The organism is Roseateles sp. (assembly GCF_036486225.1).
Classification (GTDB): Bacteria; Pseudomonadota; Gammaproteobacteria; order Burkholderiales; family Burkholderiaceae_C; genus Roseateles.
In genome coordinates this window covers 1-25,926 of record NZ_DASVNZ010000170.1, presented here as the reverse complement: position 1 = coordinate 25,926, position 25,926 = coordinate 1, and the positions used below count along the sequence as shown (strand labels likewise).

Here is a 25,926-nt window from a genome sequence, read left to right as displayed (position 1 = left end):
GGCAGCAGGCGCGCGTCACTTGGTCGCCGCACCGGCCGTGACCTGCTGCAGCCCCTGATCGGTCATGACCTGCAGGTTGCCCGGAGGGCCCGCAGGCGTCGGAATGCGATAGCTGCGCTGCTCGCCGGGGAATACCACGCTCTGCGCGCCCGGTACCGCCATCGACTTCACCTCGCCGTTGGCGCTGGTCACCCGCAGTTCGCTGACCTTGACGTGGACATTGCCGGCGTTGGTCACCGTCGCCACGGTTTCACCGCTGCTCGCGCGCTGCACGCTCCAGCTGGAGTCCCGGCGCACCTGGTTGGGCGCGACGTAGACCGGCACGCGCAGTGCCACCAGCACGCGCACCGCGCCGGTGACCTGCGTGTCGCCGCCCTGACGCGCCACCGGGACCTCGCGCAGCACCATGCGGTAGGTCGCTTCCTGCTGGAGGTCCGGCGGGCGCCGCAGGCCCACGCGCAAGACCTGGACCTGTCCGGCCTGCAGGGTGAAGATCGGCGGATTCACCAGCAGGTCCGTCGTCGGACCGTCGATGTCCTGGCCGTTCTCCCGCGTCCAGCGGATGCCTTCGGCCTGCATCGTCACCGGCTCGGTGCCGTTGTTCTGGACCTGCACCGTTGCCCGGTCGTTCGCGCGGTCGAGCCGCACGTTGACCGGCATGATGCTGACGTCGGCCGCCCAGGCCGCAGGCGTCGCCAGCACTGCCATCACCAGTAACGCCAGCACTGCCGTCATGCCCGGGACGGCGGCCAGCCCGCGTCGGATCTTGTTCATCGGTCTCTCTCCTGTTGTCTTGTCGTCCGATGTCTCCCTGGGCGTTCCGGCCGCCCGCAGCCGTCCTTTCCTGCGTGCCGCCCGAGGGCGGCTGTCGATCGGGTTCAGTAGGTCACCGTGACCGTGACCGTGTCCGTGTAAGCCCCAGGCACCGCGCCGGTCAGCGAAGGCACCTGCCCGTAGATGGTGACGCTCTGCACGCCCCCGGTGCCGGTGCCGCTGTAGACGGTGCTGCCGCCGGTGCTGTTGCCCCAGACGGAGGTCCGCCCCGCGTCGACGTAGAGCTGGTAGCCGAGCGTGTAGGCGCCGTTCACCATCTTGCGCGCCGAGAAGTTGGCGGCCCCGCCGGCGTTGCTGCCCGCGCTCAGGGCGACGGTGTAGGCGGTGGTGGCGGTGCATTCGATCGTCAGCGTCGAGGTGCCGTTCACCGGTCCCGCGCCGATCGGATTGATCGCCGAGCCGAACGCCAGCGTCGAGCCCGACACATTGCACGCGGACGACACCGTCGTCTGCGAGCTCAGGGTATTGGTCGCCGTGCCGCCGCGCGCAACGCCGATCAGGCCGACAAGCGCGGCCGAGATCAGGAGCAGCAGGAAGCTTCTCCGCATCCGTGTCCCGTCAATGCACCACGGCGCTGCCCCTTTCGGGCAGCCGCGAGCCGTGGGCCCGGGCCTCCGCAAGGATGAGGAGTCCGCGCGCGGACACCGCGTCGCGGGGATAGACGGCCAGGCCGACATGACTGTCCAGCCGCACCTCGTGGCCGCCGAGGTCGAAGGGATCGGCCAGCGATTCCCGGATGCGCAGCGTCAAGGCCTCCGCCTCCTGCGCCGAACCGGCGCGCGAGACGACCAGCGCGAACTGCTCGTTGGCATGTCGCGCCAGCAGATCGGCCGGGCCGGCGCAGCCCGCCATCCGGCGGCCGATCTCGACCAGCACCGGCGCCGCCGCCGACACGCCCTGGCTGCGCAGCAGCGCCTCCAGGCCCTTCAGCACCACCACCGTGACGGCCACCTTGCCGGCCTCGGCGTTGACCATGCGCAGCACCTGGTCCAGGCGCTCGAGCAACGCGACCTGGCCCAGCAGACCGGTCGCGGCATCGCGCAGCAGCGGCGAGGGCCGCTGCTGCCGACCGCCGACCAGCTCGCTCTGCAGCAGTTCGTCGAGATCGCCGAAGAGGGTCTCCAGGCCCGACCCTTTGTCGTAGAAGCCGTCGGCGCCCGCCTTCATGCACATGTCGCGGTAGGCGTCCATCGCGTGGTGCGTGAGCATCAGGATGCGGCCCCGGTACCCCTTGCCGCGCAGGGCGCGCAGCACGTCGATCCCGGTCCCGACCAGCAGCGTCATGTCCAGCAGCACCGTGTCCGGCTGCAGCCAGTCGATCAGCGCGACCGCCTGCGGTGCGGAGTCCGCCTCGCCCACGACGCGCGCGCCGGGCATGTCCTCGAGCCGGCGTGCCAGGAGCCTGCGGATGGCCGATGAATCCTCGACGAGAAAGATGTCCATGGAAGGATGCTCCGGATCGATGCGGCAACTGGTTGTCACCGCCTGTCCGGCATCTTGCGCGCGCCCTCCCGCGCACATCAGCGGCACCCCGCCCGAGCTGATGTCGGGTTCCCTCCGCAGGGTTTGTCGGGCGTTCACCTACGTTCTCCGCCTGTTCACCGGATGTCGGTGAGACCGTGCTGGACGCAGTACTTCGTCAGCTCGGTGTTGTTGCGCCAGCCCGTCTTCTCCAGGATGCGCGCGCGGTAGGTGCCGACCGTCTTGGCCGACAGGTGCATGGTGTCGGCGATCTCGGCCGGCGTCTTGCCGGCCGCGATCAGCAGCATCACGCGGTGCTCCTGCGCCGACAGCTGCTCGTGCGGCAGCTGGCCCGGCGTCGCACCGCTCAGCAGCCCCAGCAGGTGGTCCGCCATCGCCGCAGTGACGTAGCGTCCGCCCTGCAGCAGCCGCTGGAGGGCGACGACGAGCTCGTCGGTCGCCTTGTCCTTCGGGAGATAACCGGACACGCCCATCTGCAGCAGCCGGGCCGCGTAGGCGGACTCCGCATTGAGGCTCAGCACCAGCACGGGCACGCCCTTGATGGCGCGCAGCATGCGGCTGGCGCCCTCCGTCCCGCTCGCGTCGGGCAACGAGAGGTCCAGCACCAGCGCGTCCGGCTTGTGCGCCTGGCCGAGTTGCAGCCCCTCGGCGATGGTCGACGCTTCGTCGATCACCGCCTGCGGCCAGTAGCCCTGGATCAATTGCTTGACCCCGAGCCGCATGATCGGATGGTCGTCAACGATCAGAAATCTCATCCCAACCCTCCTCGTTCTCCCGCCTCGCGCCGGCGCCACCGTTGGCGCCGTCCGCGTCCTCAGATTCATCGCCATCGACGCCCACCGGCACGCGGACGTCGATCCGCGTGCCGCGCTGGGGCGCCGGCCCGAACACCATGTCCCCGCCTGCGAGCACGGCGCGTTCCCGCATGTTCCGTAAACCTGACGCGTCGACGCGCACGTGGCCGGGGCCCACGCCGTCGTCCTCGATCCGCAGCCGGTACTCGCCGTCCTCGAGGCGCGATTCGATCGTCATCTGCTGCGCCTGCGCATGCCGCAGCACGTTGGTCGCGGCCTCCTGCAGCAGCCGGAACAACTGGTTGTGCTGCTCGGGCGTCAAGGCCTCGTCGGAGGCCAGATCGACATCGACGATGAGATCGCTCTGGCGCTGCAGACCCTGCACGTAATGCTGCACCGCAGCACCGAAACCGAAGTCGTCCAGCAAGGGCGGCCGCAGCGTATTGGCGATGCGGCGCGCGGCGCCGATGACTTCGTCGGCGATGCTCAGCATCTCTTCGTGCATCGGTTCCTTGGCGGGCGCGATCTTGCGCGCCATCGACAAGGCCAGCATCTTGGCCGCCGTGCCGAGCTGGCCCAGTTGATCATGGACCTCGCGGGCCAGGCGCCGCCGCTCCGCCTCGACACTGCGGTCCAGTTCCGCAGCAAAGCTCTGGATGCGCCCCAGCGCCTCCGTCAGCGCGCGGGTGCGCTCGACGACGGCGCTCTCCAGCTGCGCATGGCTGTCGCGCAGGGCGCGCTCGGCCTGGTCGCGGCGCTCGCGTTCCATCCACAGTGCCGCCATGGCTGCGGCCACCATCACGCCGCCGGCCAGCGGCAGCACCTGGGCCAGCAGCGTGGTCTCCTTCGTCTGGATCGCGACGGCCGTCTCGATGCCGTCGATCCGCTGCTGCTGCACGGACTTCAGCCGGCCCAGCTCGCCGCGGATCTCGTCCATCAACTGCTTGCCCGCCACATAGGCCTGCCGATCCTTCAGCGCGGATTCGCCGTCCTTCCAGCGACTCTCGACCTGACGCTCGACCTGGTGGCGGCGTTCGGCGATGAAGCGGTCCAGGCGCGCAAAGGCGGTCTCCTGCCGATCACCCGAGCGCGCGAGCGCGGTCTTGAGCTCGGCATAGTGGGCGTCGAGATCGCGCTGGGCGCGCTCGTACGGCTGCAGGAACGCGGCATCGCCGGTGATCAGGAAGCCCCGCGTGCCGGTCTCGAGGTCGATCAGCAGCGCATTGAGGTCGGAGATGAGTTGCTGCGTGCGCAACGCCTGGGCACGCACGTTCTCCTGACGCGTCAATTCGCCAAGACTGCGGTACTCGCCGTAAGCGGTGGCTACAAAAGCGATGCAGCCGGCCAGCAACAGGCCCGCAGCCACCGGAAAGGTCAGCATGCGCATCGAAGGTCCGGGCTTGCTCGCCCGTGTTGGTACAACCCTGTGGACGACGGCATCACAGCGATGACATCCGCGCCGACATCCACCCCAGTGCTTCTGTTGCTCGCGACGTGATGTCGCGCCTCTCTCAAGCCCCGCGTACTGGGGCCTCGTGCCGCGTCTCTCTGTGGAGACCGTTCACCTGGGCCTAACGCTAGAGGGGTAGCGCGGGAAAAGCAAGTCCCTGCTCACGTGGCGCGTGCCGGGAAAGCCACGTCGGCGTCTCGGAAACCGAGCCATTCCGACCGCCAGGCCGGGTTGCGGGGTCAGGCCTTGACGGGCGTCGGGGCCGGTGCCACACGCGTGCAGGGTCGGTTCACGGTGCCTGCCATCGAGCGAGCAGCGCGGCATGACGCCGCTGCCAGTCACGCAGCGGCGCATCGTCGCCATCCAGGACCAGTCGCAGATAGGCCAGACTGAGTTCCCGCGTGGCCGCCTTGACCTTCGGGTTGAGGTCCAGCCCACCGGTGTTCATCCGATCCGTGAAGATGCTGTGCGAGCCGCCGCTGAACATCGCCAGCGCCTTGTGCGGGCCGCCGATCGCGTCGAAGAGCGCCACGCGGTCCGCCGGGCCGCTGTAGTAGCCGGGGATTGTGATCTCGTCGTCGGTGGCGCTGATGTGCAGCGTGGGGATCGTAATGCCCGACAGGATGGGCGCGGGGTCGCCTTCGCCGTAGAACGGCGGCGCGGAAATCAGGATCGCCGCCTTGAAGCGAGGTTCGGCCAGCGCCGTCAGCGGCGTGCGTCCGGGCAGTTCCGCCGAGACCGGCACCTTCGCGCCCGCCAGCAGCAGGCTGGTATTGGCGCCATAGGAATGGCCCGCGATCGCGAGTCGCGACGGGTCGAGCCGGGGAGCCAGCGGCCCCGCGAGGAGCTGGTTCAGTGCGAAGCGGACGTCCTGCGTGCGGTCGACGGCCTCCTCGCGCTGGGCCGCGTGCTGCAGACGCAGCACCAGGCTCAGCGAGTTGGACCAGCCGAAGCCGCCCGCCCACAGGCGGCGGTCGCTGCCGATGTGCTGCACATGCATGGCGACCACGCCGTGCGCGGCCCAGTAGCTGCCGAGGTAGCTGTAGCCGCGGCGCGAGCCGCCCATGCCGTGCGAGAACACGACGACCGGCCAGCCGCCGGCAGGGGCCTCGCCCTGGGGCCAGTAGACGCGGACGGGCACCGCGCGGTGTCGCGCGGCGTCGATCCAGTCGAAGTCCTGCCAGAGGTGGCTGCCGTCGTCGGCGGGCTGCGAGCCCGGCTGCGCGGGCAGGTCGGGGCCGCTCACCGGCGGGGGCGATGCGCAGCCGATCAGGAGCGCCGAGATGACCGTCACCGCCGAGGCGGCGAGCGCGGTCCAGCGCCACGTCCTGTTCACGATGTCAGAAGAGTTCGACGTCGCTCAGGTGCTTGGCCTCGGACATCGCGCCTTGAGCGACCAGCGTGGCGTGGCTCTGCACTTGGTTCCGTCCGGCGCCCTTGGCGTGGTAGACGGCCTTGTCGGCGCGCTCGAACGCGCCCGCCGGCGAATCGCCGCCGCGGATCTGCGTGAAGCCGATGCTCACCGTGATGCGGCCCACCTGCGGGAATGCGTACTGCGCCGTGTTGTTGCGGAAACGCTCGAAGGCATGGGCCGCGTCAGGCTCGTCCTCGCAGCGCATCAGCACGACGAACTCCTCGCCGCCGAAGCGGTAGAGCAGGTCGTTGAAGCGGAAGCTGCTGCGCATCAGGCGCGACAGCAGCAGCAGGACCTCGTCGCCGATCAGGTGACCGAAGCGGTCGTTGATCGACTTGAACAGGTCAATGTCGATGACCCCCAGCCAGTAGCGCGGATGCACCGCGGCATGTCGGCGATCCTGTCCCGCCTCATCCAGCGCGGCAGCCTCGTTGGGCGCGCGCATCGGCAGCTCCGACACCGCCTTCAGGAAGCTCTCGTCGAAGGTCTTGCGATTGAGCAGGCCGGTCAGCGTGTCGCGCTCGCTGTAGTCCAGCAGGCCTTGGAAGTTGTGATAGATCCGCAGCACGCTGGAGACCATCCGCTGCGCCTCTGCCTTGAGCCGTCTCGCGGTGTGCAGCTCCAGCACGCCGACGATCTCGCGCTCCGTGGCGAGCGGGAACAGCGTCACCCACTCGGCGCCCTCGCGCTGCTGCAGGACGCTGCGCTGCGTCAGGCATTCGAGGCGGCGGGGATGTTCGGCCAGGCGGGGAAGCGATTCGGGATCGACCCACAGCGAATCGGCCGTGGCGACCGAGTCGCCTGAACGCAGTCGCGCGCGGGTCAGCCAGCGCTGCTGGCCGGGCTCACCGACACAGCGGTAGATCGCCACCGCGGCCACGGGACCGTTGAGCAGATCCCGCAGCGCGGTGACGAGCGTGACGTCCATGACATCGCGGTCACGGAAGCCCGTCAGTTCGGCAAGATGGTCGACTACCCCGGACATGGTGTTTGCAGCGTGGAGGGAGGATCCTGGCGCCGGCTACCCGATGTCCGGGAGGCCGGACGCTACGCCCTCGCCGGCTGGCCGGCGGACAGATGCGAAGTGTATCGGGCGATCAGGCCCAGCAGGTGCTCTTCGTCATAGGGCTTGCCCAGGTAATCGTTGACACCGAGCCGTTGTGCATATTCGCGATGCTTCTGCGCGATGCGCGACGTGATCATGATCACGGGCAGTCCCGCCAGACGCGCGTCCGCACGCAGGTTGCGGACCAGGTCGAAGCCGTCCATGCGGGGCATCTCGATGTCCGACAGCACGACCGTCGGCAATTCGTCGCCGCCCAGTCGCTCCATCGCATCGAGGCCGTCCTTGGCCAGCAGCACGCGATAGCCCTCGCGCTCCAGCAGGCGTTGCGTGACGCGACGGACCGTCAACGAATCGTCGACCACCATCACCAGCGGCGCGAGCTGGACCTTGGCTTCCTCCACCACTTCCTGGCGCGCCGCCGCTTCGGCGTCGTGCACACGCTGCTGCGCGGCATGACCGTAGCGGTTGGCCAGCGCCACCGGGTTGTAGATCAGCGCCACGTCGCCCGAGGCCAGCAGGCTGATGCCCGCCAGACCCGGCACCTGCATCAGCTGCGGACCCAGGTTCTTGATGACGACTTCCTGGTTGCCCAGGACTTCGTCGCAATGCAGGGCCAGGCGCTGTTGCGCGCTGTGCACCAGCGCCACCGGCAGCGTCTTGCCATGGGCGAAGCCCCGGTCGCTGTGGCGCATCAGGCCACCGAGCCAGTAGAAGGGCATGCGCTCGCCGGCCGCCATGAGCGAGCCGTCGACATAGGCCTGTTCCACCGTCTCGACCGGCAGACGCTGCACCGACAGCATCAGCGCCGCGGGCACCGCCACCTTGCGGTCACCGTAGCGCAGCACGACGACCTGCGTCAGTGCCGTCGTCAGCGGGACGCGCAGCTCGAAGCTCGCGCCCTGCCCCGCCGTCGACTGCGTCAGGACATAGCCGCCCAGGGTGTTCACTTCCGAGCGGACCACGTCCATGCCGACGCCGCGCCCGGCCATCTCGGTCAGCGCGTCGGCGGTGGAGAAGCCCGGCTCGTAGATCAGGTCCATCAGCTGCAAATCGCTGACGTCCTGACCCGGCTGGATCAGGCCCTGGCTCTCGCCGCGGGCACGGATCCGTCCCAGGTTCAGGCCGGCGCCGTCATCGCTGAAGCGGACCTGGATCTCGTTGCCTTCCTGATGCAGGTTCAGCACGATGCGGCCCACCGCGGCCTTGCCGGCCTGCTGGCGGACGTCCGGCGTCTCGATGCCGTGCACCACGCTGTTGCGCAGCAGATGCTCGAAGGCGCCGGTCAGGCGCTCGAGCACGGCGCGGTCCAGTTCGACGCCGCCACCGCGGATCTCGAGCTGCGCCTGCTTGCCGCTTTCACGGGAGGCTTGCCGCACGACGCGGTGCAGACGTTCGCCCAGGCTGCTGTCGAACTCCACCATCCGCGTGCGCAGCAGGTCATCCTGCAGCTCGCGCGTCAGCCGGGACTGGCCGGCCAGTTCATCTTCGCCCGCCGCCACGTTGCGCTGCAGACCGCGCTGGACCGTCGCCACGTCGTTGACGGACTCGGCCAGCATCCGGGTCAGTTCCTGGAAGCGGGTATAGCGGTCGAATTCGAGCGGATCGAAGTCCTTGCCGGTGACTTGCGCGGCTTCCTGGCGAGCGGCGATGCGGGCCTCGGCCTGCAACTCCAGCTCGCGCAGCTGCGTGCGCAGACGCTCCAGGTTGTCGTCCAGGTCGCCCAGCGATGTGCGCATCTGGCCCAGTTCGGACTCCAGGCGGGCACGGCGGATGGACACTTCCCCCGACAGCGCAGCCATGCGTTCCAGCAGCGCGCCACGGACACGCACCTGCGCGGCCGGAGCGACCGGCGCGCTTTCCAGCGGTTGGCCGAGGTCGGCGACTTCGCTGAAATGGGCCCAGTCGATCTCGATGTCGACCGGCGGCGCCACGACGACGGGCGTCGGAGCTGGCGGCTCCACGGGCGTGGGCTCGTCGACAAGCGGGGTGATCTCGGCGATCGGCTCAATCACCGGCTCGGCGATCGACTCCTCCACCGACATCGCCGGCTCGACCTCCGGCGCAACGGAAACAGCAGGTTCTGCCAGTCCCGCGATCTCTTCGACCGGCGTCTCCGGTGCGGCGAATGCGTCGTCAGCCGGAGCCGCGATCGCATCCGACCCTTCGACGGGCAGCTCGACGGTGTCGACCGGATCCGCAACCGGCATCGGCGCGGGCGCTTCGACGACCGGTGCGGCCGGCACGGCAGGTGCCATCGGCGCGGGAACCAGCGGGGCCGGATTGCGCCAGGTGCGCTGCAGCGTCTTGAAGCTGTGCTCCAGGCTGTCGCCGGCATCCTGCAACGCGAGCAGTTGCTCGAAGCCAGGTTCGCCTTCGGCCAGCAGATGCTCGACCTGGGACTCCAGGCGGTGCGCTTCCTCGCCGAGGCGCATCGCGCCGGACAGGCGCGCGCCGCCCTTGAAGGTGTGCAGCACGCGCATGCAGGCCGCCGCGCGGCTGGTATCCGCGGGCTGGGCAGCCCACTCGCGCAACGCACCGTGCAGTTCGCCCAGCAGGTCTTCCGCTTCCTCCTCGAAGATCGGCATCAGTTCCGGCTCGATCTGGTCGGGCTGGTTGAAGTCGAAATCGTCGTCGGTCGCTTCGGCCGCCTGATGGAAGGCGGCTTGCGAGGTCGGGAACTCGGGCTCAGCCGGAACGACCGGCGACACCGGCGCGTTCAACAGGTGAGCCGGCAGCGAGGCGGTGGACACTTCCTCCAGGGACATGGCCAGCAGGCCCTCGTCGCTGTCGGCGTGGCCATCGGGCAGCAGCGCGCCCGGCTCGAAGTTTTGCAGTTCGGCGACCAGCGCCGGGTCAGCCTCTTTCAGGAAACCGGCGGCGAATTGATGGAGCAGGCGGCGGATCTCGTCCGAAGCACGCTGGAAGAGCGTCGGATCACCGACCTCATGGCCCTGGGCGCGGCCCAGGGCATGCTCCAGGCAGCGGGCCAGCGTCGACAGGTCGTCGAAGCCGACCGTCGCCGCGCTGCCGGCCAGGCCGTGCGCCAGCGCTTCCGCATCCTGCGGCAGCGGCGACTGCGGCAGCAGCGACCACTCGGTCAGCTCCGCCTGCAGACGACGCGAACGCTCGTCGGCTTCGTTCAGGAAGATGTTGAACAGCGCAATGCTGATGCGCAACGGTCCGATGACCTTGACGCTGTCATCGCCGTCCTCGGCGTCAATGCCTTCGTCGAGGCGGTCGATCGGCGCCTCGGCGGCCGGTGGCGTGACCGCCGTCCCGCCCACCAGGCTGAGCGCCGGCGCCGCATGCGGCGCGGCCGCGGCCGGCGTGTCCAGGTCGAGATCCGGCAATTCGAGATCAGCCAGGGTGCGCGGCGACAAGCCCTCAGGCAGCGTGTCGACCAGTTCCTGGCCCAGATCCAGCGTCAACGACAGGTCGGGGGCCGACGCCTCGTCGATCGCCGTCACGGGCTCCGTATTCAGGCCCGAGAGATCCAGCAGATCCAGCGCGGGTTCGTCCACCACCGGTGCGGCCGGCAGATCGTCCAGCGGCATCGGTGTCGTGGCCTCGATCTCGACCAGCGGCGCGTCCGCCGGCCACCCTTCCGGCAGGTCCATCGCGAGCGTCGGCTCATCGGCCGCCGTCAGCGTGGGCTCCAGGGTCTGCGTCGGTTCGTCGTGGAAGACCGGCGATTCGACGGCCGCCGGCAGTTCGAGCGTCGATGGCTCGTGCAGCGCGGAGGGCTCGACCTCGTCGGCCACGGTCGGCAGCGACAGGGTCGTGTCGAGCGCGGACAGGTCCGCCACGGACAAGGCGTCCAGATCGACCGAGGCGCTCAACTCCGGCACCGTCCGGGTCAACTCGGGCAACTCGCCCGGGAAGTCCAAGGACAGGTCGGCGTGCGTCGCGAAAGGATCGACGGCGGTGACGATGCCCAGGTCGGCCACCGGCAGCGGGGGCACGTCCAGACCCGGCAGATCCAGTGCGGGCAGATCGAGCGACGGCAGGATCGAGCCCGCCGGAACCGGTTCTGCATCCAGCGTGGCCAGCAGGTCCAGCGCGGCCTGTTCGTCCGGCGTGGTCGCCGGCGCAGGCGCGGCGACCTCGTCGGCGAGCGACAGCTCGGGGAGGCCGGACAGATCGAGTTCGCGCACGTCGTCGACGGACGGAAGCTCGACGACTTCAGCCACTTCCGCGACCTCGATCAGTTCGGGCACCGTGCCGGCGTCGATCAGCTCGACGACCTCGATCGCTTCAGGCAGAACTGCGATCGGCGCGGCCACGGGGGCGACGGGCGTGGCTGACACCTGCAACGGCAGGTAGCGGTTCTCCAGGCGCAGCGCATCCGCCGACGCGCGGAACGGCGCGCTGTGGAAGCCGTGCGGACGTTTGTCGGCGATCGCGGCGGCCCAGGTCTGGAAGGCGTCCAGCGCCTCGTTGCTGAAGCGCAGCAGGTCTGAATCGGCCTGCGGGTGTTCCGACAGGCGATGGTTGTACAGCTGCTCGCAGGCCCAGCCGGCTTCGCCGAACTCGTTCAGCCCGACCATGCGCGAGCTGCCCTTCAGCGTGTGGAAGGCGCGACGCGCGGTCGTCAGTTGTTCCTTGTCGCTGCCGTTGCGGGCGAGCGCGGTCATCGCCTCGCGGGCGGTCGTCACGACCTCGGCGGCCTCTTCCAGGAAGATGCCCAGCATCTCCTCGTCGATGGCTTCCTCGGCCTGCGGAATGGGCGCGCTCGGCGCCTGGGCCGGAGGCGCCGCAGGAGCGGCCGCCTCGATGAACTGCTGCAGCGATTCGGCCGCATGGCTGCCCGCGGCGTCACCGCCGGCCGACAGCAGCTGCTGCTGTGCCTGCTGCGCCGCCTGTGCCATGCCGAGATCGTCGGCGGCGCGGGCCTCGTGGGAAATCCGCTCCAGGTCGCGGGCCAGATCCTCGGTCGAGCGATCCCCCTGCGCGACGGCTTGCGCCGTCGCCTGCAACTGATCGATCAGCTGAGGCTGCGCCGCCGCCTCTTCGACGGCCAGCTCGTGCTCGGACGCCTGCTGTTCGCTTTCGCGACCCACCAGCGACTGCAGCAGTCCGGTGTCTTCCTCGAAGCGGAACATGCGTTTGGCCAGTTGCGGCTGCACGCTCAGCATGTCGATCAAGAAACCCAGCGCACCCAGGTTGTGGGCGAGCCGGTCGAACTGCGCGCGGGGTCCCGACAGCGTCGGATCGACCTCGGTATTGGCCAGTTCATCGACCTGATCGCGCATCTTCAGCGAGGCTTGCGCGGCCTGCGACAGGCCCAGCACGCTGAACACGCCCCGCATCGCCTGCAACTGCCCCGGCACCGGGATCAGCAGATCACGTTTGCTGGGGTCGCGGAAATACTCGTCGCATTGACGCTCGACCTCGGACAGGCTCGCGCGCAGCTCATGGACGACGGAGCCCAGCGTCTGCCGATCGGCAACGCGGCGATAGAGCTCTTCCATCCAGCTTTCGAGCGCCAGCGGCGCTTCGCCGTGACCCACCGATTCGATGCGTCGGGCCAGACTCTTCACGCGCTCGCCCTGCTCCGGCAGGTCGAACGCCTCGTCTTCGAGCGCGGCTTCCAGATAGAGCATCGACGTGGCGATCTCCATCGCCAGCGCCGCTTCGGGCGCACGGCCAGAACGCAAGGTCGCGACGACGGCGCGACGGAGCGTGTCGCCCAGCACTTCGCCACTGGGGAACAGCCTCTGGAGCGATTCGGCGACGTTGGCGAACTGCTCGTCCAGGCCGCCCAGGCGATGGGTCTCGCCTTCGGCGGCGGAGGCCCAGGATTCCTTCGCGGCGATCACACGACGCTTGGCGGCCGCGACCCAGTTCGGATCGATGCGGCCCAGCGCGTCGTCACGATAGTCGACGGTGTCGGCCTCGATCAAGCCATAGGCCTGCTGCACCGCGCTCAGGCGCGGTGCGGAACCCGGCTCCGCATGCTTGGCGGCAGCGGCGAAGAACAGCAGGTCCTTGGCCAGGCGCTCGGAGGGCGCCGCATCGCTGCCGGCGCGCAGTTGCGCCAGCAGACGCGATCCCAGGCGCTTGACCAGCGTGTCCACCGGCAGCAGGCCACGCGATTGGGCCTCGAACTGGCCCGCGGCCAGCATCCACAGGGTCCGCGCGTTGGCTTGGGTCTGCGTCAGCGCCAGACCGGCGCACAGATCGCTCAGCAGCTGTCCTTGACCTGGCGCCGGGGCGCGCATCTGCTTGAGCAGCAGCGTCTCGAACGGCGTGCGCATCTGCTCGGAGGTCAGCGCGCGCACGCCGCGGTCCAGCGGCAGCTCGCGCCAGCGGAATTCCTCGGTCCACAGGTCGGCCGGGTGGATGCGGCCCGCGCCGTTGAGTTCCTGCAGCGTCTGGTAGGCAGGGAACAGCGCCAGCGAACTCGGCTGTCCGCCAGCCAGCGTCTTGGCGATGAAAGCGAGCACCGCAAAGTCCGCGCGCTCGACCGCCTCGACCTCGGCGATGCTCACGCCGGCCGGGTTCTCGGCCAGACGGAACAGCGTCGCCTCGGCGGCACGCAGCAGGTGCGCCGCGGCAGGCAGGCTGACCACCGCCAGCACGCCGGCGGCCTGGTGCATCTGCTGAGCCGCGCCTTGCAGGGCGGGACTGGGCTGGCCATCGCCGCCCAGCGTCGTCGACCGCGCATCGGCATCGCGCAGCACGCGGCGAAGGGCCTTGTGCACCGATTCCAGCGTGCGGCGCAGCTCCTCCTGGACCCAGGCCAGAGGGCTCAGGTCGGCGGGGAACTCGGATTCGCGCGTAAGGTCCATGCTCGCTCTTGTTCTCTTCTATTTGTCGACGCGGTGCGGGGTGATCCCTGTTCTACCGGTGTGGCCGCGTGGTGGGGCCGGTCCCGATCAGGACGTGACCTTGAACCGGGACACCGACTGCTTCAGCGCTTCCGCCGACCGCGACAGCTCATGCACCATCTGGGCCGTGGACCGCGTACCGTCGGAGGTCTGCTCGGTCACCGCGAAGATGTGCTGGATGTTGGCACCGACCTCGTTGGCGGCGCGCGCTTCGTTCTGCGCGACCGTCGAGATCTGACCGATCAGGTCGTCCAGGCGACGCGACACCGAGTCGATGTCTTCCAGCGCGCGGCCGGCCGCGTCGGACAGCTTCGTACCCTCGACCACCCCCAGCGTGGAACGCTCCATGGCGGCCACCGCATCGTGCGTGTCGGTCTGAATGGTCTTGACCAGCGCGGCGATCCGGCGCGTCGCGTCGGCGGAGCGTTCCGCCAGTCGCTGCACTTCTTCCGCCACCACCGAGAAGCCGCGCCCCGCTTCGCCCGCGGACGCTGCCTGGATGGCCGCGTTCAGCGCCAGCACGTTGGTCTGTTCGGTAATGTCCGAGATCAGCTCGGTGATCTCGCCAATTTCCTGCGACGACTCGCCCAGCCGCTTGATGCGCTTGGACGTTTCCTGGATGTGGTCGCGGATCTGGTTCATACCGCCGATGTTGTTCTGCATCGCCTCCAGACCCTGCTCGGCCGCTTCCCGCGACTGGCGGGCCACGTCGGCGGTCTGCTGCGCCTGCGTGGACACCTGGTTGATCCGGTGCGCCATCTGCAGCACCGCCTCGCCCGTGGCGCGGATCTCATGCAGCTGTTCGGTCGACGCGGCCAGCAGTTCGGTCGACGTCTGGTCGACCTGCGCGGTCGTGTCCGTCACCCGGACCGCCGTCGTCTGCACCTGGTGCACCAGCGAGCGCAGTTCTTCCACGGTGTAGTTCACCGAGTCGGCGATCGCGCCCGTGATGTCCTCGGTCACGGTCGCCTGGTGCGTCAGGTCGCCTTCCGCCACCGTCTGCAGTTCGTTCATCAGTCGCAGAATCGCCGCCTGGTTCGCGTCGTTGACGCGCTTGGCTTCCTGCTCCTGCGCCTCGGCTTCGCGACGCTGTTCTTCCGCCATCTGCGCACGACGCGACTGGTCGGACACGTACAGCCGCAGGAAGCCGACCGAGCCGATCACCAGCACCGCCAGCGAGGCCAGCATGGCGATCAGCACCGCCGGGTTCAGGCCGCCGGCCGATTCCAGGCCGACGCCCAGGTCGTCCAGGTCCTTGCGCAGCACTTCCGAGTCATTGAGCATCGCCGTCTGCGCTTCCCGCGCGGACACCAGGCCCTGCAGGTTGGACAGGATGGCGGTGGCCTGCGAGCGGGTCTGGTCGTACTGCGTCAGCAGCACCTTCAGACGTTCGCGCACCTGCGCGTCCTTGGCGCCGTTCAGGCGGAGTTCGGGATTGCCGTTCAGCAGCGCCTGGGCGATCTCGCGGAACGCGTTCAAGTCCTTGCCCAGCAGGAACACGGCCTCGGGGCTCACGCCTTCCTGCGTCAGGAACTCGTTGGCCGACTTGCCGATACGCTGGGTCAGCATCACCAGCTGGCCGACCGCGGCGACTTCGCCGGTCGGGGCCGAGCTCTGCAGCGACAGCGAGGCCACGGCCTCGGCGCTTTCCAGCAGGTCGGACGATTGCCGGTTGATCGCGCGCAGCGCGGCGCCGACTTGCGTCAACACCTTTTCCTGCGCCAGCATGACCTTGGTGTTCTTGTCGGCGCGCGCCACCATCGGGGCGATCTTCTCGAGCAGCGGATCGACCGAGCCCGGCGCCTTGGCCAGCTCACCGCTGCCGTCGCGCAGCGAGCCGATCACGCCGGTCAGGATCTCCGACGCTTCCTTCATTTCCGGGAAGGCGTTCTTGTTGCCCAGCAGCGCGGTCGAGACCGCCTTCGCCAGACGCTGGGACTGCGTCGCCGCCTGACCCGCGCCGCGCACCTGCGCCGCGGAGCGGTTCGAGCTGATCAGCGACCACGACACCGTCAGCGTCGTGCCGATCAGGCCGGCGGCCACCAGCGCCGTCAGCAGGCCGGTGCGGCGCTGCTCGGGCTGGCGGGCCACGGCCGGCATCGGCTGGGGCGATTCCGGGGCGGACGCCGAGGGCTGGTAGCCCGCGGACGTGTCCTGGAACTCCGGCGTGGGCTGCGCCGTGGTGATGATCGAAGGCTGGAAGTCTTGCGTGTCCTCCGGCGCCGCACCCGCGTCGGTCTGCGGACCGGCGTCGAAGTCGTCGTTGCCCTCGTTCTTGCCCTTGTTCTTGATCTTGTCCAGGAAGCTCATCTCACCCTCGTTTGATCTCGTTCGTCGAATCGGCGCCTGTGACGGGACCGTCGTCTGGCTATCAGTTCAAAACAATGCGCAGGAATTGCGGATGCTGCGTGAGCGCATCCAGGTCCAGCACTTGCCAGCGCCGGCCCTGCCCGTCGCGCATGCGGGCAGGAGCGAAATCGGGATGGCCGCCCGCATCGGGTTCGGCCTGGAGCTGTTCATCGCCGCGCAGCCCCAGCAGCTGGTCCACCAGCAGCGCGCAGTTGATGCCCAGATCCGGATTGATCGACACCATCCGGTGGGCCGATGTCAGCGGGGCGGGCCCCCGCAGGCCCAGGAAGGCCGACAGGTCCACCACGGTATGCAGACCGCCCCGCAAGTTGGCCACGCCCAGCATCCACGGTTGCGTGTACGGGACCGCCTGAAGCGGTACGGGCGTGAAAATTTCGCCGGATTGCTTGAGCGGGAGCAGCAGGCCGAGGCCCGCGCATTCGACGGCCAGCCAACTCGCGGCCTGCGGCGCCTCACGCGCCGCCTGCATGCGCTGCGCCAGCCGTTGTTGAAGTTCGCGCAGCGCTTGCTTGTTGGCCATGGTGTCAGCCCAGCGCCTTGATCTTGGCCAGCAGTTCGTCGGCCTTGACCGGCTTGACGACGTAATCGCGCGCGCCCTGGCGCATGCCCCAGACCTTGTCGGTTTCCTGGTTCTTGCTGGTGCACATGATCACCGGCACGTCGGCGTAGCGCTCGTCACGCGTGATCGCGCGCGTCAGCTGGAAACCGTTCTGGCCGGGCATGACCACGTCCATCAGGATGAGGTCGGGCTTTTCCTCGGCCAGGCGCTTCATCGCTTCTTCGCCGTTCTCGGCGGTGCGCACGGTAAAGCCGCGTTTGGTCAGCAGGTCGCTCAGCGCGTGCAGCTCGGTCTTCGAATCGTCGACCAGCAGGATCTTGTGGATGGGCATGGGATCTCCCTCTGTCTTGGCTCGTGTCGATTCGCGTCGGTGGATTCGTCGTTCGAGCCAGGCGTGAGCGTCGTTGGATGTCGTGGATGAGGTCGTTGGGAGCAGGCTGTCCGTCGGGTCGGTCAGCCCACCTGGCAATGCTGTCGGACCGCTTGCAGCAGCTGGTCCTTCGTGAAGGGCTTCGTCAGGTAGTCCTGCGAGCCGACCATCCGGCCGCGGGCCTTGTCGAACAGGCCGTCCTTGGACGACAACATGATCACGGGCACCGAGGCGAACTGCGGGTTGCGCTTGATGATGGCGCAGGTCTGGTAACCGTCCAGGCGCGGCATCAGGATGTCGCAGAACACGAGGTCGGGCTGGTAGTCGCTCAGCTTGGCCAGCGCGTCGAAACCGTCCTCCGCCAGGACGACCTCATGGCCGCCTTGCTTCAGGAAGATCTCGGCGCTGCGGCGGATCGTGTTGCTGTCGTCGATGACGAGCACCTTGGTCGCCGTGCGGGGGCTTGCGCTGGAATCCAAGCTCTTCTCCGTATTGTTCAGACAATGGTTGTCAGAGAGATTTCAGGCTCGCGACAGGCGACGAGCGCTGGAAGGACCGCCGGATGATCGAGGACCGGTGCCTTGCCGAAAGGTCGATGCGAGGGTCAGATCTGGACCATTTCGAAGTCTTCCTTGCGGGCGCCGCACTCGGGGCAGGTCCAGTTCATGTCGACATCTTCCCAACGGGTGCCGGCGGCGATGCCGTGTTCAGGGTCGCCCACGGCCTCGTCGTACATCCAGCCGCAGATCAGGCACATCCAGGTCCTTGCTTCGCTCACGATGGGTTGACTTTGCATCACTACAATGATCGAAAGATTGTAGCCATGCCCCCGGTCTGACCCGGGGGGCGGAAGTACCGATGAAACAACAGTCGGTTGCGGTGCTTCTTCACGTTATGCGCACCAGTTCACGGCTTCTCGCCGAACCATTCATGAGCCGCCCAGACCCGCACCAACCAGATCCCCAGGACGCCGCCGCGATCGATGACCAGGACTCGCCGCCCCCCGCCTGCGTGATGAGCTTCAACGCGTCCGACCCCAGCGGCGCGGGCGGCAGCGCCGGCGACGTCGCCACCATCGCCGCCATGGGCGCGCACGCGTTGCCGGTCGTCACCGCCATCGTCATGCGCGACACCGCCGAGGTCTTCGACCACCAGACCCTGGACGGCGACTGCATCGTCGAGCAGGCCCGCTCCATCCTCGAGGACGTGCCGGTCGCCGCCTGGAAGGTCGGCTTCCTGGGCAGCGCCGAGGGCGTCTCCTCGGTCGCCGAGGTCCTGTCCGACTACCCCGACGTGCCGCTGGTGGCCTACCTGCCCAGCATCTCCTGGCTGGATGAGGAACAGCAGCAGAGCTACCTCGACGCCTTCCGCGAACTGGTGCTGCCGCAGACGCTGGTGCTGGTCGGCAATCAGAAGACGCTGAGCGACTGCCTGCTGCCCGACTGGGACGCGGACCGCCCGGCCTCGCCCCGCGAACTGGCCGTCGCCGCGCAGCAACACGGCGCCGCGAACGTGCTGGTGACGGGTATCCAGCTCCCCAACCAGTACATCGACAACGTGCTGGCGAATTCCCAGGGCGCGATCACCGGAGAGAAGTTCGAACGCTTCGAGGCCAGCTTCGTCGGCTCGGGCGACACGCTGTCGGCGGCGCTGGCCGCGCTGCTGTCGGTCGGCTCGGAACCGCACGATGCGGTCGGCGAGGCGCTCGCCTTCCTCGACCAGTCGCTGGAGGCGGGCTTCCGCCCCGGCATGGGCAACGTGGTGCCGGACCGTTTCTTCTGGGCGCTGCCGCCCGGCGAGGAAGGGGAGGAAGGTGCCGAGGTCGTGCCGACGACCGACGAGATCCCGATCGACGAGCCGCCGAGCCGCGGCCCTCGCCGCATCCACTGAGTCCGCCGAGGGCGCCCGCGCGGCGCCCTCGTGCTTTTCCCCTTTCATCTGCTTACGCCTTCGCGACCAGCCACTTCCGCGGCAGTCGCTGCACCGGATCCCCCATGAGCCAGAACGAGACCCTGTTCGCCCGCGCCCAGCGCGTCATTCCCGGCGGCGTGAATTCGCCGGTGCGCGCCTTCCGCGCCGTCGGCGGCACGCCGCGCTTCATCACGCGGGGCGAAGGCGCCTACATCGTCGACGCCGACGGCAAGCGCTACATCGACTACATCGGCTCCTGGGGTCCGATGATCCTGGGCCACGGCCACCCTGCCGTGGTCGAGGCGGTCCAGAAGGCCGTGCTGGAGGGCTTCTCCTTCGGCGCGCCGACCGAGCGCGAGGTCGAGCTGGCCGAGGAGATCCTCGCCCTGGTCCCCAGCTGCGAGCAGGTCCGGCTGGTGAGCTCCGGCACCGAGGCCACGATGAGCGCCATCCGCCTGGCGCGCGGCGCGACGCAGCGCAACAAGTTCATCAAGTTCGAGGGCTGCTACCACGGCCACACCGACGCCCTGCTGGTGAAGGCGGGCTCGGGCCTGGCGACCTTCGGTCACCCGACCTCGGCCGGCGTGCCGGAGGCGACGGCGCAGCACACCATCGTGCTGGAGTACAACAACGTCGCGCAGCTGGAAGAGGCCTTCGCGCTGCACGGTCCGGAGCTGGCCTGCGTGATCGTCGAGCCGATCGCCGGCAACATGAACTTCGTGCGCGCCAGCGTGCCCTTCATGACCCGGATGCGTGAGCTGTGCCGCCAGCACGGCGCGCTGCTGGTGCTCGACGAGGTGATGACCGGATTCCGCGTCGGCCTGCGCAGCGCGCAGGGCGTGTACGCGGATCTGATTCCCGGCTTCGTGCCGGACATCAGCGTGTTCGGCAAGGTCATCGGCGGCGGCATGCCGCTGGCGGCCTTCGGCGCGAGCCGCGAGATCATGCGCCACCTCGCCCCTCTGGGCGGCGTCTACCAGGCGGGCACGCTGTCGGGCAACCCGGTGGCCACGGCCTGCGGTCTGGCGACCTTGCGCGAGATCAAGAAGCCCGGCTTCTTCGACGCCCTGTCGGCGCGCACGCGCCGCCTGGTCGACGGTCTGAAGACCGTGGCGACCGAGAACGGCGTGCCCTTCAGCGCCGACAGCGAAGGCGGCATGTTCGGCTTCTTCCTGATGCCGGAGCTGCCGCAGAACTACACGACCGTGATGACCACGGACAAGGAACGCTTCAACCGCTTCTTCCACGGCATGCTGGACGCCGGCGTCTATCTGGCGCCGGCGCTGTACGAGGCCGGCTTCATCTCCGCCGCGCACACCGATGCGGACATCGACGCGACGCTCGAAGCCGCCCGCGCTGCGCTGCGCTGAAAGAGTCGGTTCATCGGGCCAAGGGCCCGATGGCCGGTTCGGGAAAGCCTGGCCCTGGCAAACACCGAGCCAGGCCTGTCGCGAATTTTTCAATCCGCGACAGGCATTACGCTTGCTTACCCATTGGTACAGCAGCTGAGAGACAGACATGCATATCCACATCCTTGGCATCTGCGGCACCTTCATGGGCGGGCTGGCGGCGCTGGCGCGCGAAGCCGGCCACACGGTGACCGGCTGCGATGCCAATGTCTACCCGCCGATGTCGACGCAGCTGGAGGCCCTGGGCATCGAACTGATCCAGGGCTTCGGCGCGGAGCAGCTGGCGCTCAAGCCCGACCTGTTCGTGATCGGCAACGTGGTGACGCGCTCCGCCGAGGGCCGCTTCCCGCTGATGGAGGCGATCCTCGACGAAGGCCTGCCGTACATCAGCGGCCCGCAGTGGCTGGCGGAACATGTGCTCCAGGGCAAGCATGTGCTGGCGGTCGCCGGCACGCACGGCAAGACCTCCACGACCTCCATGCTGACCTGGATCCTGGAATCGGCCGGCCTGGCGCCCGGCTTCCTGATCGGCGGCGTGCCCCAGAACTTCGGCGTGTCGGCGCGACTGGGCGGCGGCCGCTTCTTCGTCATCGAGGCCGACGAGTACGACACCGCCTTCTTCGACAAGCGCAGCAAGTTCGTCCACTACCGGCCACGGACGGCGATCCTGAACAACCTCGAGCACGACCACGCGGACATCTTCCCGGACCTGGCCGCGATCGAGACCCAGTTCCACCACCTGGTGCGGACGGTACCGGCGTCGGGACGGCTGGTCGTCAACGCGCGTGAGGAATCCCTGCAGCGCGTGCTGTCGCGCGGCTGCTGGAGCGAGGTGCAACGCTTCGGCGCCCGCAAGGAAGAACCCGGCGCGCTGCGCGCGCGCGGCGAGCCGCAATCCTTCGACGTGCTGCGCGGCAGCCTGAAGGTCGGCCACGTCAACTGGGAGCTGCTCGGCGAGCACAACCAGCTCAACGCGCTGGCGGCGATCGCGGCGGCGGAACACGTGGGCGTCGACCCGGAGCAGGCGGCCGAGGCGCTGGGCACGTTCAAGAACGTGCGACGCCGGCTGGAGCTGCGCGGCGAGTCGCGCGGCATCAAGGTCTACGACGATTTCGCCCATCACCCGACGGCGATCCACACGACCATCGCAGGCCTGCGCCGTCGGATCGCACCGCAGGAACGCATCCTGGCGGTCTTCGAGCCGCGCTCCAACACGATGAAGCTGGGCACCATGAAGGCGCTGCTGCCGTGGGCGCTGGAGGAAGCCGACCTGAGCTTCTGCAACCAGGACGGGCTGACCTGGGACGCGCGCGAGGCGCTGGCGCCGCTGGGCGAGCAGGGCCTGGTCGGCGCGGACGTCGACGCCCTGGTGCAGATGGTCAAGCACGCGGCCAAGCCCGGCGACCATGTGCTGTGCATGAGCAACGGCGGCTTCGGCAGCATCCACGAAAAGCTGCTGGACGCGCTGAAGTAAACCGGCGATCCTGCGCCGCCGCACCTGGTTTGTACCTGGGCGGCGGGTTGGCACGTCGCGTGCCCTTCCCGCGATCCACTGCCTTGCGGCGGTTCCCTGTCCCATCCCGCAAGATCCCGAGAGGATCCTGCACGACTCCCGAGGAGCGACTTCACGATGAGTGGTCCTGGCAAGCTGGTCCCCGCGCTGCAGAACCGATCCTTCCTGTGCCTGCTGGCGCTGGTGACGGTAGCGTTCTTCTGGATCGTGTGGCCGATGATGAGCGCGATCCTCTGGGGCGTGGCCTTGGCCATCGTGTTCCAGCCGCTGTATCGCAAGCTGCTGCGAAAGACGAAGCGGCCCGGCCTGTCGGCAGGGGCGACGATCCTCGTGATCCTGCTGCTGGTGGTGCTGCCGCTGACTTACGTGATGGGTGCGCTGGTGCGGGAGGCGGCGGTCGTCTTCGAGATGGTCAAGTCCGGCCAGTTCAACTTCAACACCTACGTGGCGCAGATCTACGCGGCGCTGCCGTCGTGGCTGATCGACGTGCTGGAGCGGCTGGGCCTGCACGACCTGTCGAATCTGCAGGAGAAGCTGGGCAGCGCGCTGAACCAGGGCAGCCAGTTCATGGCGACCAAGGCGCTGGGCTTCGGGCAGGACACCTTCGATTTCCTGGTGAGCTTCTTCGTGATGCTCTACCTGCTGTATTTCCTGCTGCGCGACGGTGAACAGCTCTCGGCGCGCATCCGCGACGCGCTGCCGCTGCAGGACTCCTACAAGCGCCAGTTGGGCGAGAAGTTCCGGACGGTGATCCGCGCCACGGTCAAGGGCAACATCGCCGTCGCGGCGATCCAGGGCGCGCTGGGCGGTTTCGCGTTCTGGGTGCTGGGCATCCACGCGCCGGTCCTGTGGGCCGTGCTGATGGCCTTCCTGTCGCTGCTGCCCGCGGTGGGCGCGGCGCTGGTGTGGGCGCCGGTGGCGATCTACCTGCTCGCAACGGGCCACGTCGGCTCGGGCGTCGGCCTGATCCTGTTCGGCACGGTGGTGATCGGCCTGGTGGACAACCTGCTGCGGCCGCTGCTGGTCGGCAAGGACACCAAGATGCCGGACTACGTCGTGCTGCTGTCCACGCTGGGCGGGATGGCGGTGTTCGGCATCAACGGCTTCGTCATCGGTCCGCTGATCGCGGCGATGTTCATCGCGGTCTGGGACATCGTCGCGGCGGAGCGGCGTTATCCGGTGGGCGACAACCACTGACCGGGAAGCACCCGCGCAGACGCCCGCGCAGACGAAAAAAGGCCGGCTTCCGCCGGCCTTTGCGTTTGATGTGATGTTGACGCGGCGCGATCCGGAGATCACGCCCGCCGTCCCCACATCACGTCCGCGTCATCGTCGCCTTCAGCACGTTGCTGAGGAAGTCCAGGCTCTCCGCCAGATGCGCGCGGGTCTCGATCGAGCCCTTGCCCTGCGCGGCGCGCAGGTCGCTCTGCAGCTGCACGGCGTGCAGGCGCAGCACCGCGTAGGCATCGGCGAACTGGCCCGAGGCCGCGCCGCTCTTCGTCAGGTTGGCCTGGATGCGGCGCAGGTACTCGCGCTGCAGGTTGCGGCGCAGCGGATCGATCTCCGCACCGGTCTTCAGCTCGCTCCAGATCGAGGCCTGCAGCGTGCCGTACACCTCGCCGATCGTGATCAGGCCCTTGCGCTGCGACACCGGCACGTAGGCCGGCAGCTCCATCAGGCGGATCGCCGTCTGCGCCTGCAGCAGGCGGTCCAGCGAGCCCAGCTGTACCCGCGCCACCGCCGCCGGGATGTTCACGAAGCCCGCGCGGTTGAACTCGACATAGTCGGTCGTGATCGAGGTCAGGAACTCCGGCTTGAAGCGGAAGCTGTCGGCGCTGAAGATGCCCTGCGCCAGGAAGCGCAGCGCCTCGCGCTGCTTGGCGGGATCGACCGGCCGCATCGCCGCGACCGACGAACCCGGCACATCGCGGTGCGTGTACATGCCGCCGACGTACTTGCCCACCAGGTCGGAGGCGCGTCCCAGCTGGTTGAAGCCGCTGGCCAGCTGACGGCGCTGGCGCAGCGGATCGTCGCCCGCTTCGGGCGCGCGGTTCTGCACGCGCGTCCACAGCTCCTGCGTCAGCTTCAGGCGCTTGCGGAAGTAGGCCATCGGGTCGTCGCCGAGGTCGAAGCGGTTGATCGTCGGATCCATGCCGTCGAACGGGCCGAAGCCGCCGGCGTCGGTGTCGTCGGCGTAGGCATGGCCGGGCAGCGTGTTCTGCGCGGCGACGCGCTTGAGCTCGGCCTCTTCCTGCTCCTTGGGCACCTGCTTGTAGGCGTACTCGATGGCCCAGTAGTCGTAGGCGCCCAGCGTCGTGTTGTTGTACGTGGTCGGCGCCTCGCCCTCCAACGGGATGTTGTAGGCGTTGTAGTCCATCACCGAGGCCGACAGGCCGTTGGCGTCGGTCCAGGCCTTGTCCTTCAGCTGCGCCTGCGTCACCTGCGTCGAGGCCTTGAAGTTGTGCTTCAGGCCGAGCGTGTGACCCACCTCGTGCATGATCACATCCTTGATCCGCGCCTGGATGAAGGCGTCGGCCTCGGGGCTGTCCGGCGCGATGTCGCCGCGGGCTTCGAGCACGTCCAGCGCGAAGTCCATCTCGGCCGCCGCGTCGTGCGCGTAGGTGCAGTAGGTCGCGTTGCGACCTTCGCGCCAGCCCTGGTTCAGCGCGGCCAGTGCCTGCGCCTCTTCGGCCAGCGTCGACACCTGACCGCCAGCCATGCCGCGCGGCGCGTCTTCCGCGATGAAGGCGCGGCCACCGCGGGCGAACACGTCGCTCATGCCGATGTCGGCGTCCAGGATCTCGCCGGTGCGCGGGTCCAGGTGGCTCGGGCCGATGGCGAAGCCCACGTCGGAACCGACGAACCAGCGGATCGACGCGTGCGACGCATCCATGTTGTCCCAGTCCGCGTCATCGGGCTGCTGCTTGGCCACGACCGCGTTCTTGAAGCCGATCTTCTCGAAGGCCTTGTTCCACTCCAGGATGCCGGCCTCGACCGCGGGGCGGTACTTCGGCGGGATGTTCTTGTCCATCCAGTAGGTGATGGGCTGCACCGGCTCGGACAGCGCCGCGGCCGGGTCCTTCTTCTCCAGGCGCCAGCGCGCGATGTAGTGGACGCGCGGATTGGGCTTGGCGTCGTCGCTCAGGTCGGTGAAGGACTCGGTGAAGTGACCCAGGCGGCCGTCGGCGCGGCGCGTGGCCATCTTCTCTTCCGGCAGCGCGCGGAAGTTGTAGACGAAGCCCATGAACATCGAACGCGGATCCGGCAGCGCCTGCGGCGGCGTCGGCACCGGCACGGGCGGGGCCACCAGCGGCGGCGCCGGGATGCGCGGCGTGAAGTAGTGGACCTTGGCGTTCAGCGTCGTGAGCTGAGCGTCGGCGCGGGTCATCTCGAAGAACGAGTTGCCGCGATCGACGTTGTAGGGCAGCCGGTAGGCCATCTCCAGGCGCGTGGACATGCCGGGGATGTCGCTCAGCAGCAGGCCGGCGTCGACCAGGAAGGCCTTGCGCTCGGGGTGGTCGGCGCTGGCGACCGGTCCGGCGGCCAGCAGGCTGGGCGAGAACGCCTCCTCGCCGGCACGCTTGCCGCCGCCCTCGGCGCGGAACGCCGTGTTCAGTGCGACCAGCTGGATCGAGTTGCCGACACGGCGCCACTCGGCCAGGATCTCCGGGCCCATCTGGCTGGCGTAGAAGCCGCGCTCGCCGATGGAGCTGGTGATGTTGATGGTGAACAGGAAGGGCTTGTTCAGCATCGCGCGCGGGATCTCGAGCCAGACCTTCTCGTCCTTGCGCAGGATGGGGAAGAGGCCGTCGTCGCGCTTGGCGTCGCGGCTGACCTCGGCGAACGGTTTCGGCGCGGTCGGATCGGCGGCAGGACGCGGCGCCGTCATCGGCGACGAGGCGCCCGGTTGGCCCGGCGCGCCCG

General features: G+C 68.7%; 18 protein-coding genes. 4 read left to right on the top strand and 14 right to left on the bottom strand.

All coding sequences use genetic code 11. From position 1 onward, the window contains the following. Positions 1-15: 15 nt before the first annotated feature. From VF536_RS12125 to VF536_RS12065, 13 genes are all read right to left on the bottom strand, one after another. A complete protein-coding gene (locus VF536_RS12125) occupies positions 16-774 on the bottom strand; it encodes a fimbrial biogenesis chaperone (protein ID WP_331615103.1) in 759 nt (252 codons plus the stop codon). 104 nt (positions 775-878) lie between these two features. Beyond that, the gene (locus VF536_RS12120; protein ID WP_331615102.1) at positions 879-1,382 is read right to left on the bottom strand and encodes a spore coat U domain-containing protein; all 504 of its coding nucleotides are present in this window, start codon (positions 1,380-1,382) and stop codon (positions 879-881) included. 10 nt (positions 1,383-1,392) lie between these two features. Beyond that, entirely contained in the window at positions 1,393-2,277 is an 885-nt protein-coding gene (locus tag VF536_RS12115) for a response regulator (RefSeq protein ID WP_331615101.1), read from the bottom strand. Between the two features lie 155 nt (positions 2,278-2,432). Next, on the bottom strand, positions 2,433-3,071 hold the full coding sequence (locus VF536_RS12110; RefSeq protein ID WP_331615100.1) for a response regulator transcription factor: 639 nt from the start codon (positions 3,069-3,071) through the stop codon (positions 2,433-2,435). Next, the gene (locus VF536_RS12105) at positions 3,052-4,497 is read right to left on the bottom strand and encodes a CHASE3 domain-containing protein (protein WP_331615099.1); all 1,446 of its coding nucleotides are present in this window, start codon (positions 4,495-4,497) and stop codon (positions 3,052-3,054) included. The genes VF536_RS12110 and VF536_RS12105 overlap by 20 nt, the downstream gene beginning before the upstream one ends. 352 nt (positions 4,498-4,849) lie before the next feature. Beyond that, the gene (locus VF536_RS12100; RefSeq protein ID WP_331615098.1) at positions 4,850-5,896 is read right to left on the bottom strand and encodes a hypothetical protein; all 1,047 of its coding nucleotides are present in this window, start codon (positions 5,894-5,896) and stop codon (positions 4,850-4,852) included. 4 nt (positions 5,897-5,900) lie between these two features. Then, entirely contained in the window at positions 5,901-6,959 is a 1,059-nt protein-coding gene (locus VF536_RS12095; protein WP_331615097.1) for a GGDEF domain-containing protein, read from the bottom strand. 62 nt (positions 6,960-7,021) lie between these two features. Continuing rightward, the gene (locus VF536_RS12090; RefSeq protein WP_331615096.1) at positions 7,022-13,831 is read right to left on the bottom strand and encodes an Hpt domain-containing protein; all 6,810 of its coding nucleotides are present in this window, start codon (positions 13,829-13,831) and stop codon (positions 7,022-7,024) included. Between the two features lie 87 nt (positions 13,832-13,918). Next, positions 13,919-16,180: a methyl-accepting chemotaxis protein gene (locus VF536_RS12085; RefSeq protein ID WP_331615095.1), complete on the bottom strand. Its 2,262-nt coding sequence runs from the start codon at positions 16,178-16,180 to the stop codon at positions 13,919-13,921. 61 nt (positions 16,181-16,241) lie between these two features. Further along, positions 16,242-16,760: a chemotaxis protein CheW gene (locus VF536_RS12080; RefSeq protein ID WP_331615094.1), complete on the bottom strand. Its 519-nt coding sequence runs from the start codon at positions 16,758-16,760 to the stop codon at positions 16,242-16,244. 4 nt (positions 16,761-16,764) lie between these two features. Beyond that, positions 16,765-17,130, bottom strand: a complete 366-nt coding sequence (locus VF536_RS12075) for a response regulator transcription factor (protein WP_088406380.1) — start codon at positions 17,128-17,130, stop codon at positions 16,765-16,767. A 122-nt stretch (positions 17,131-17,252) separates the two neighbouring features. Beyond that, on the bottom strand, positions 17,253-17,648 hold the full coding sequence (locus VF536_RS12070) for a response regulator (RefSeq protein WP_331615093.1): 396 nt from the start codon (positions 17,646-17,648) through the stop codon (positions 17,253-17,255). Positions 17,649-17,773: 125 nt separating this feature from the next. Then, entirely contained in the window at positions 17,774-17,965 is a 192-nt protein-coding gene (locus VF536_RS12065) for a rubredoxin (protein WP_088406382.1), read from the bottom strand. Positions 17,966-18,099: 134 nt separating this feature from the next. Here VF536_RS12065 and thiD point away from each other — a divergent pair, with 134 nt between their 5' ends. The 4 genes from thiD (at position 18,100) to VF536_RS12045 (ending at position 23,199) form a co-directional block, all read left to right on the top strand. Next, entirely contained in the window at positions 18,100-19,059 is a 960-nt protein-coding gene (thiD, locus tag VF536_RS12060) for a bifunctional hydroxymethylpyrimidine kinase/phosphomethylpyrimidine kinase (protein WP_331615091.1), read from the top strand. A gap of 104 nt (positions 19,060-19,163) precedes the next feature. Next, entirely contained in the window at positions 19,164-20,450 is a 1,287-nt protein-coding gene (hemL, locus tag VF536_RS12055) for a glutamate-1-semialdehyde 2,1-aminomutase (RefSeq protein ID WP_331615090.1), read from the top strand. A 148-nt stretch (positions 20,451-20,598) separates the two neighbouring features. Then, positions 20,599-21,963, top strand: a complete 1,365-nt coding sequence (gene mpl / locus VF536_RS12050; protein WP_331615089.1) for a UDP-N-acetylmuramate:L-alanyl-gamma-D-glutamyl-meso-diaminopimelate ligase — start codon at positions 20,599-20,601, stop codon at positions 21,961-21,963. Positions 21,964-22,119: 156 nt separating this feature from the next. Next, on the top strand, positions 22,120-23,199 hold the full coding sequence (locus tag VF536_RS12045; protein WP_331615088.1) for an AI-2E family transporter: 1,080 nt from the start codon (positions 22,120-22,122) through the stop codon (positions 23,197-23,199). 118 nt (positions 23,200-23,317) lie between these two features. On the opposite strand, the gene VF536_RS12040 is transcribed toward VF536_RS12045, so the two are convergent. Continuing rightward, a partial coding sequence (locus tag VF536_RS12040) for a zinc-dependent metalloprotease (protein ID WP_331615086.1) occupies positions 23,318-25,926 on the bottom strand: 2,609 nt, incomplete at its 5' end.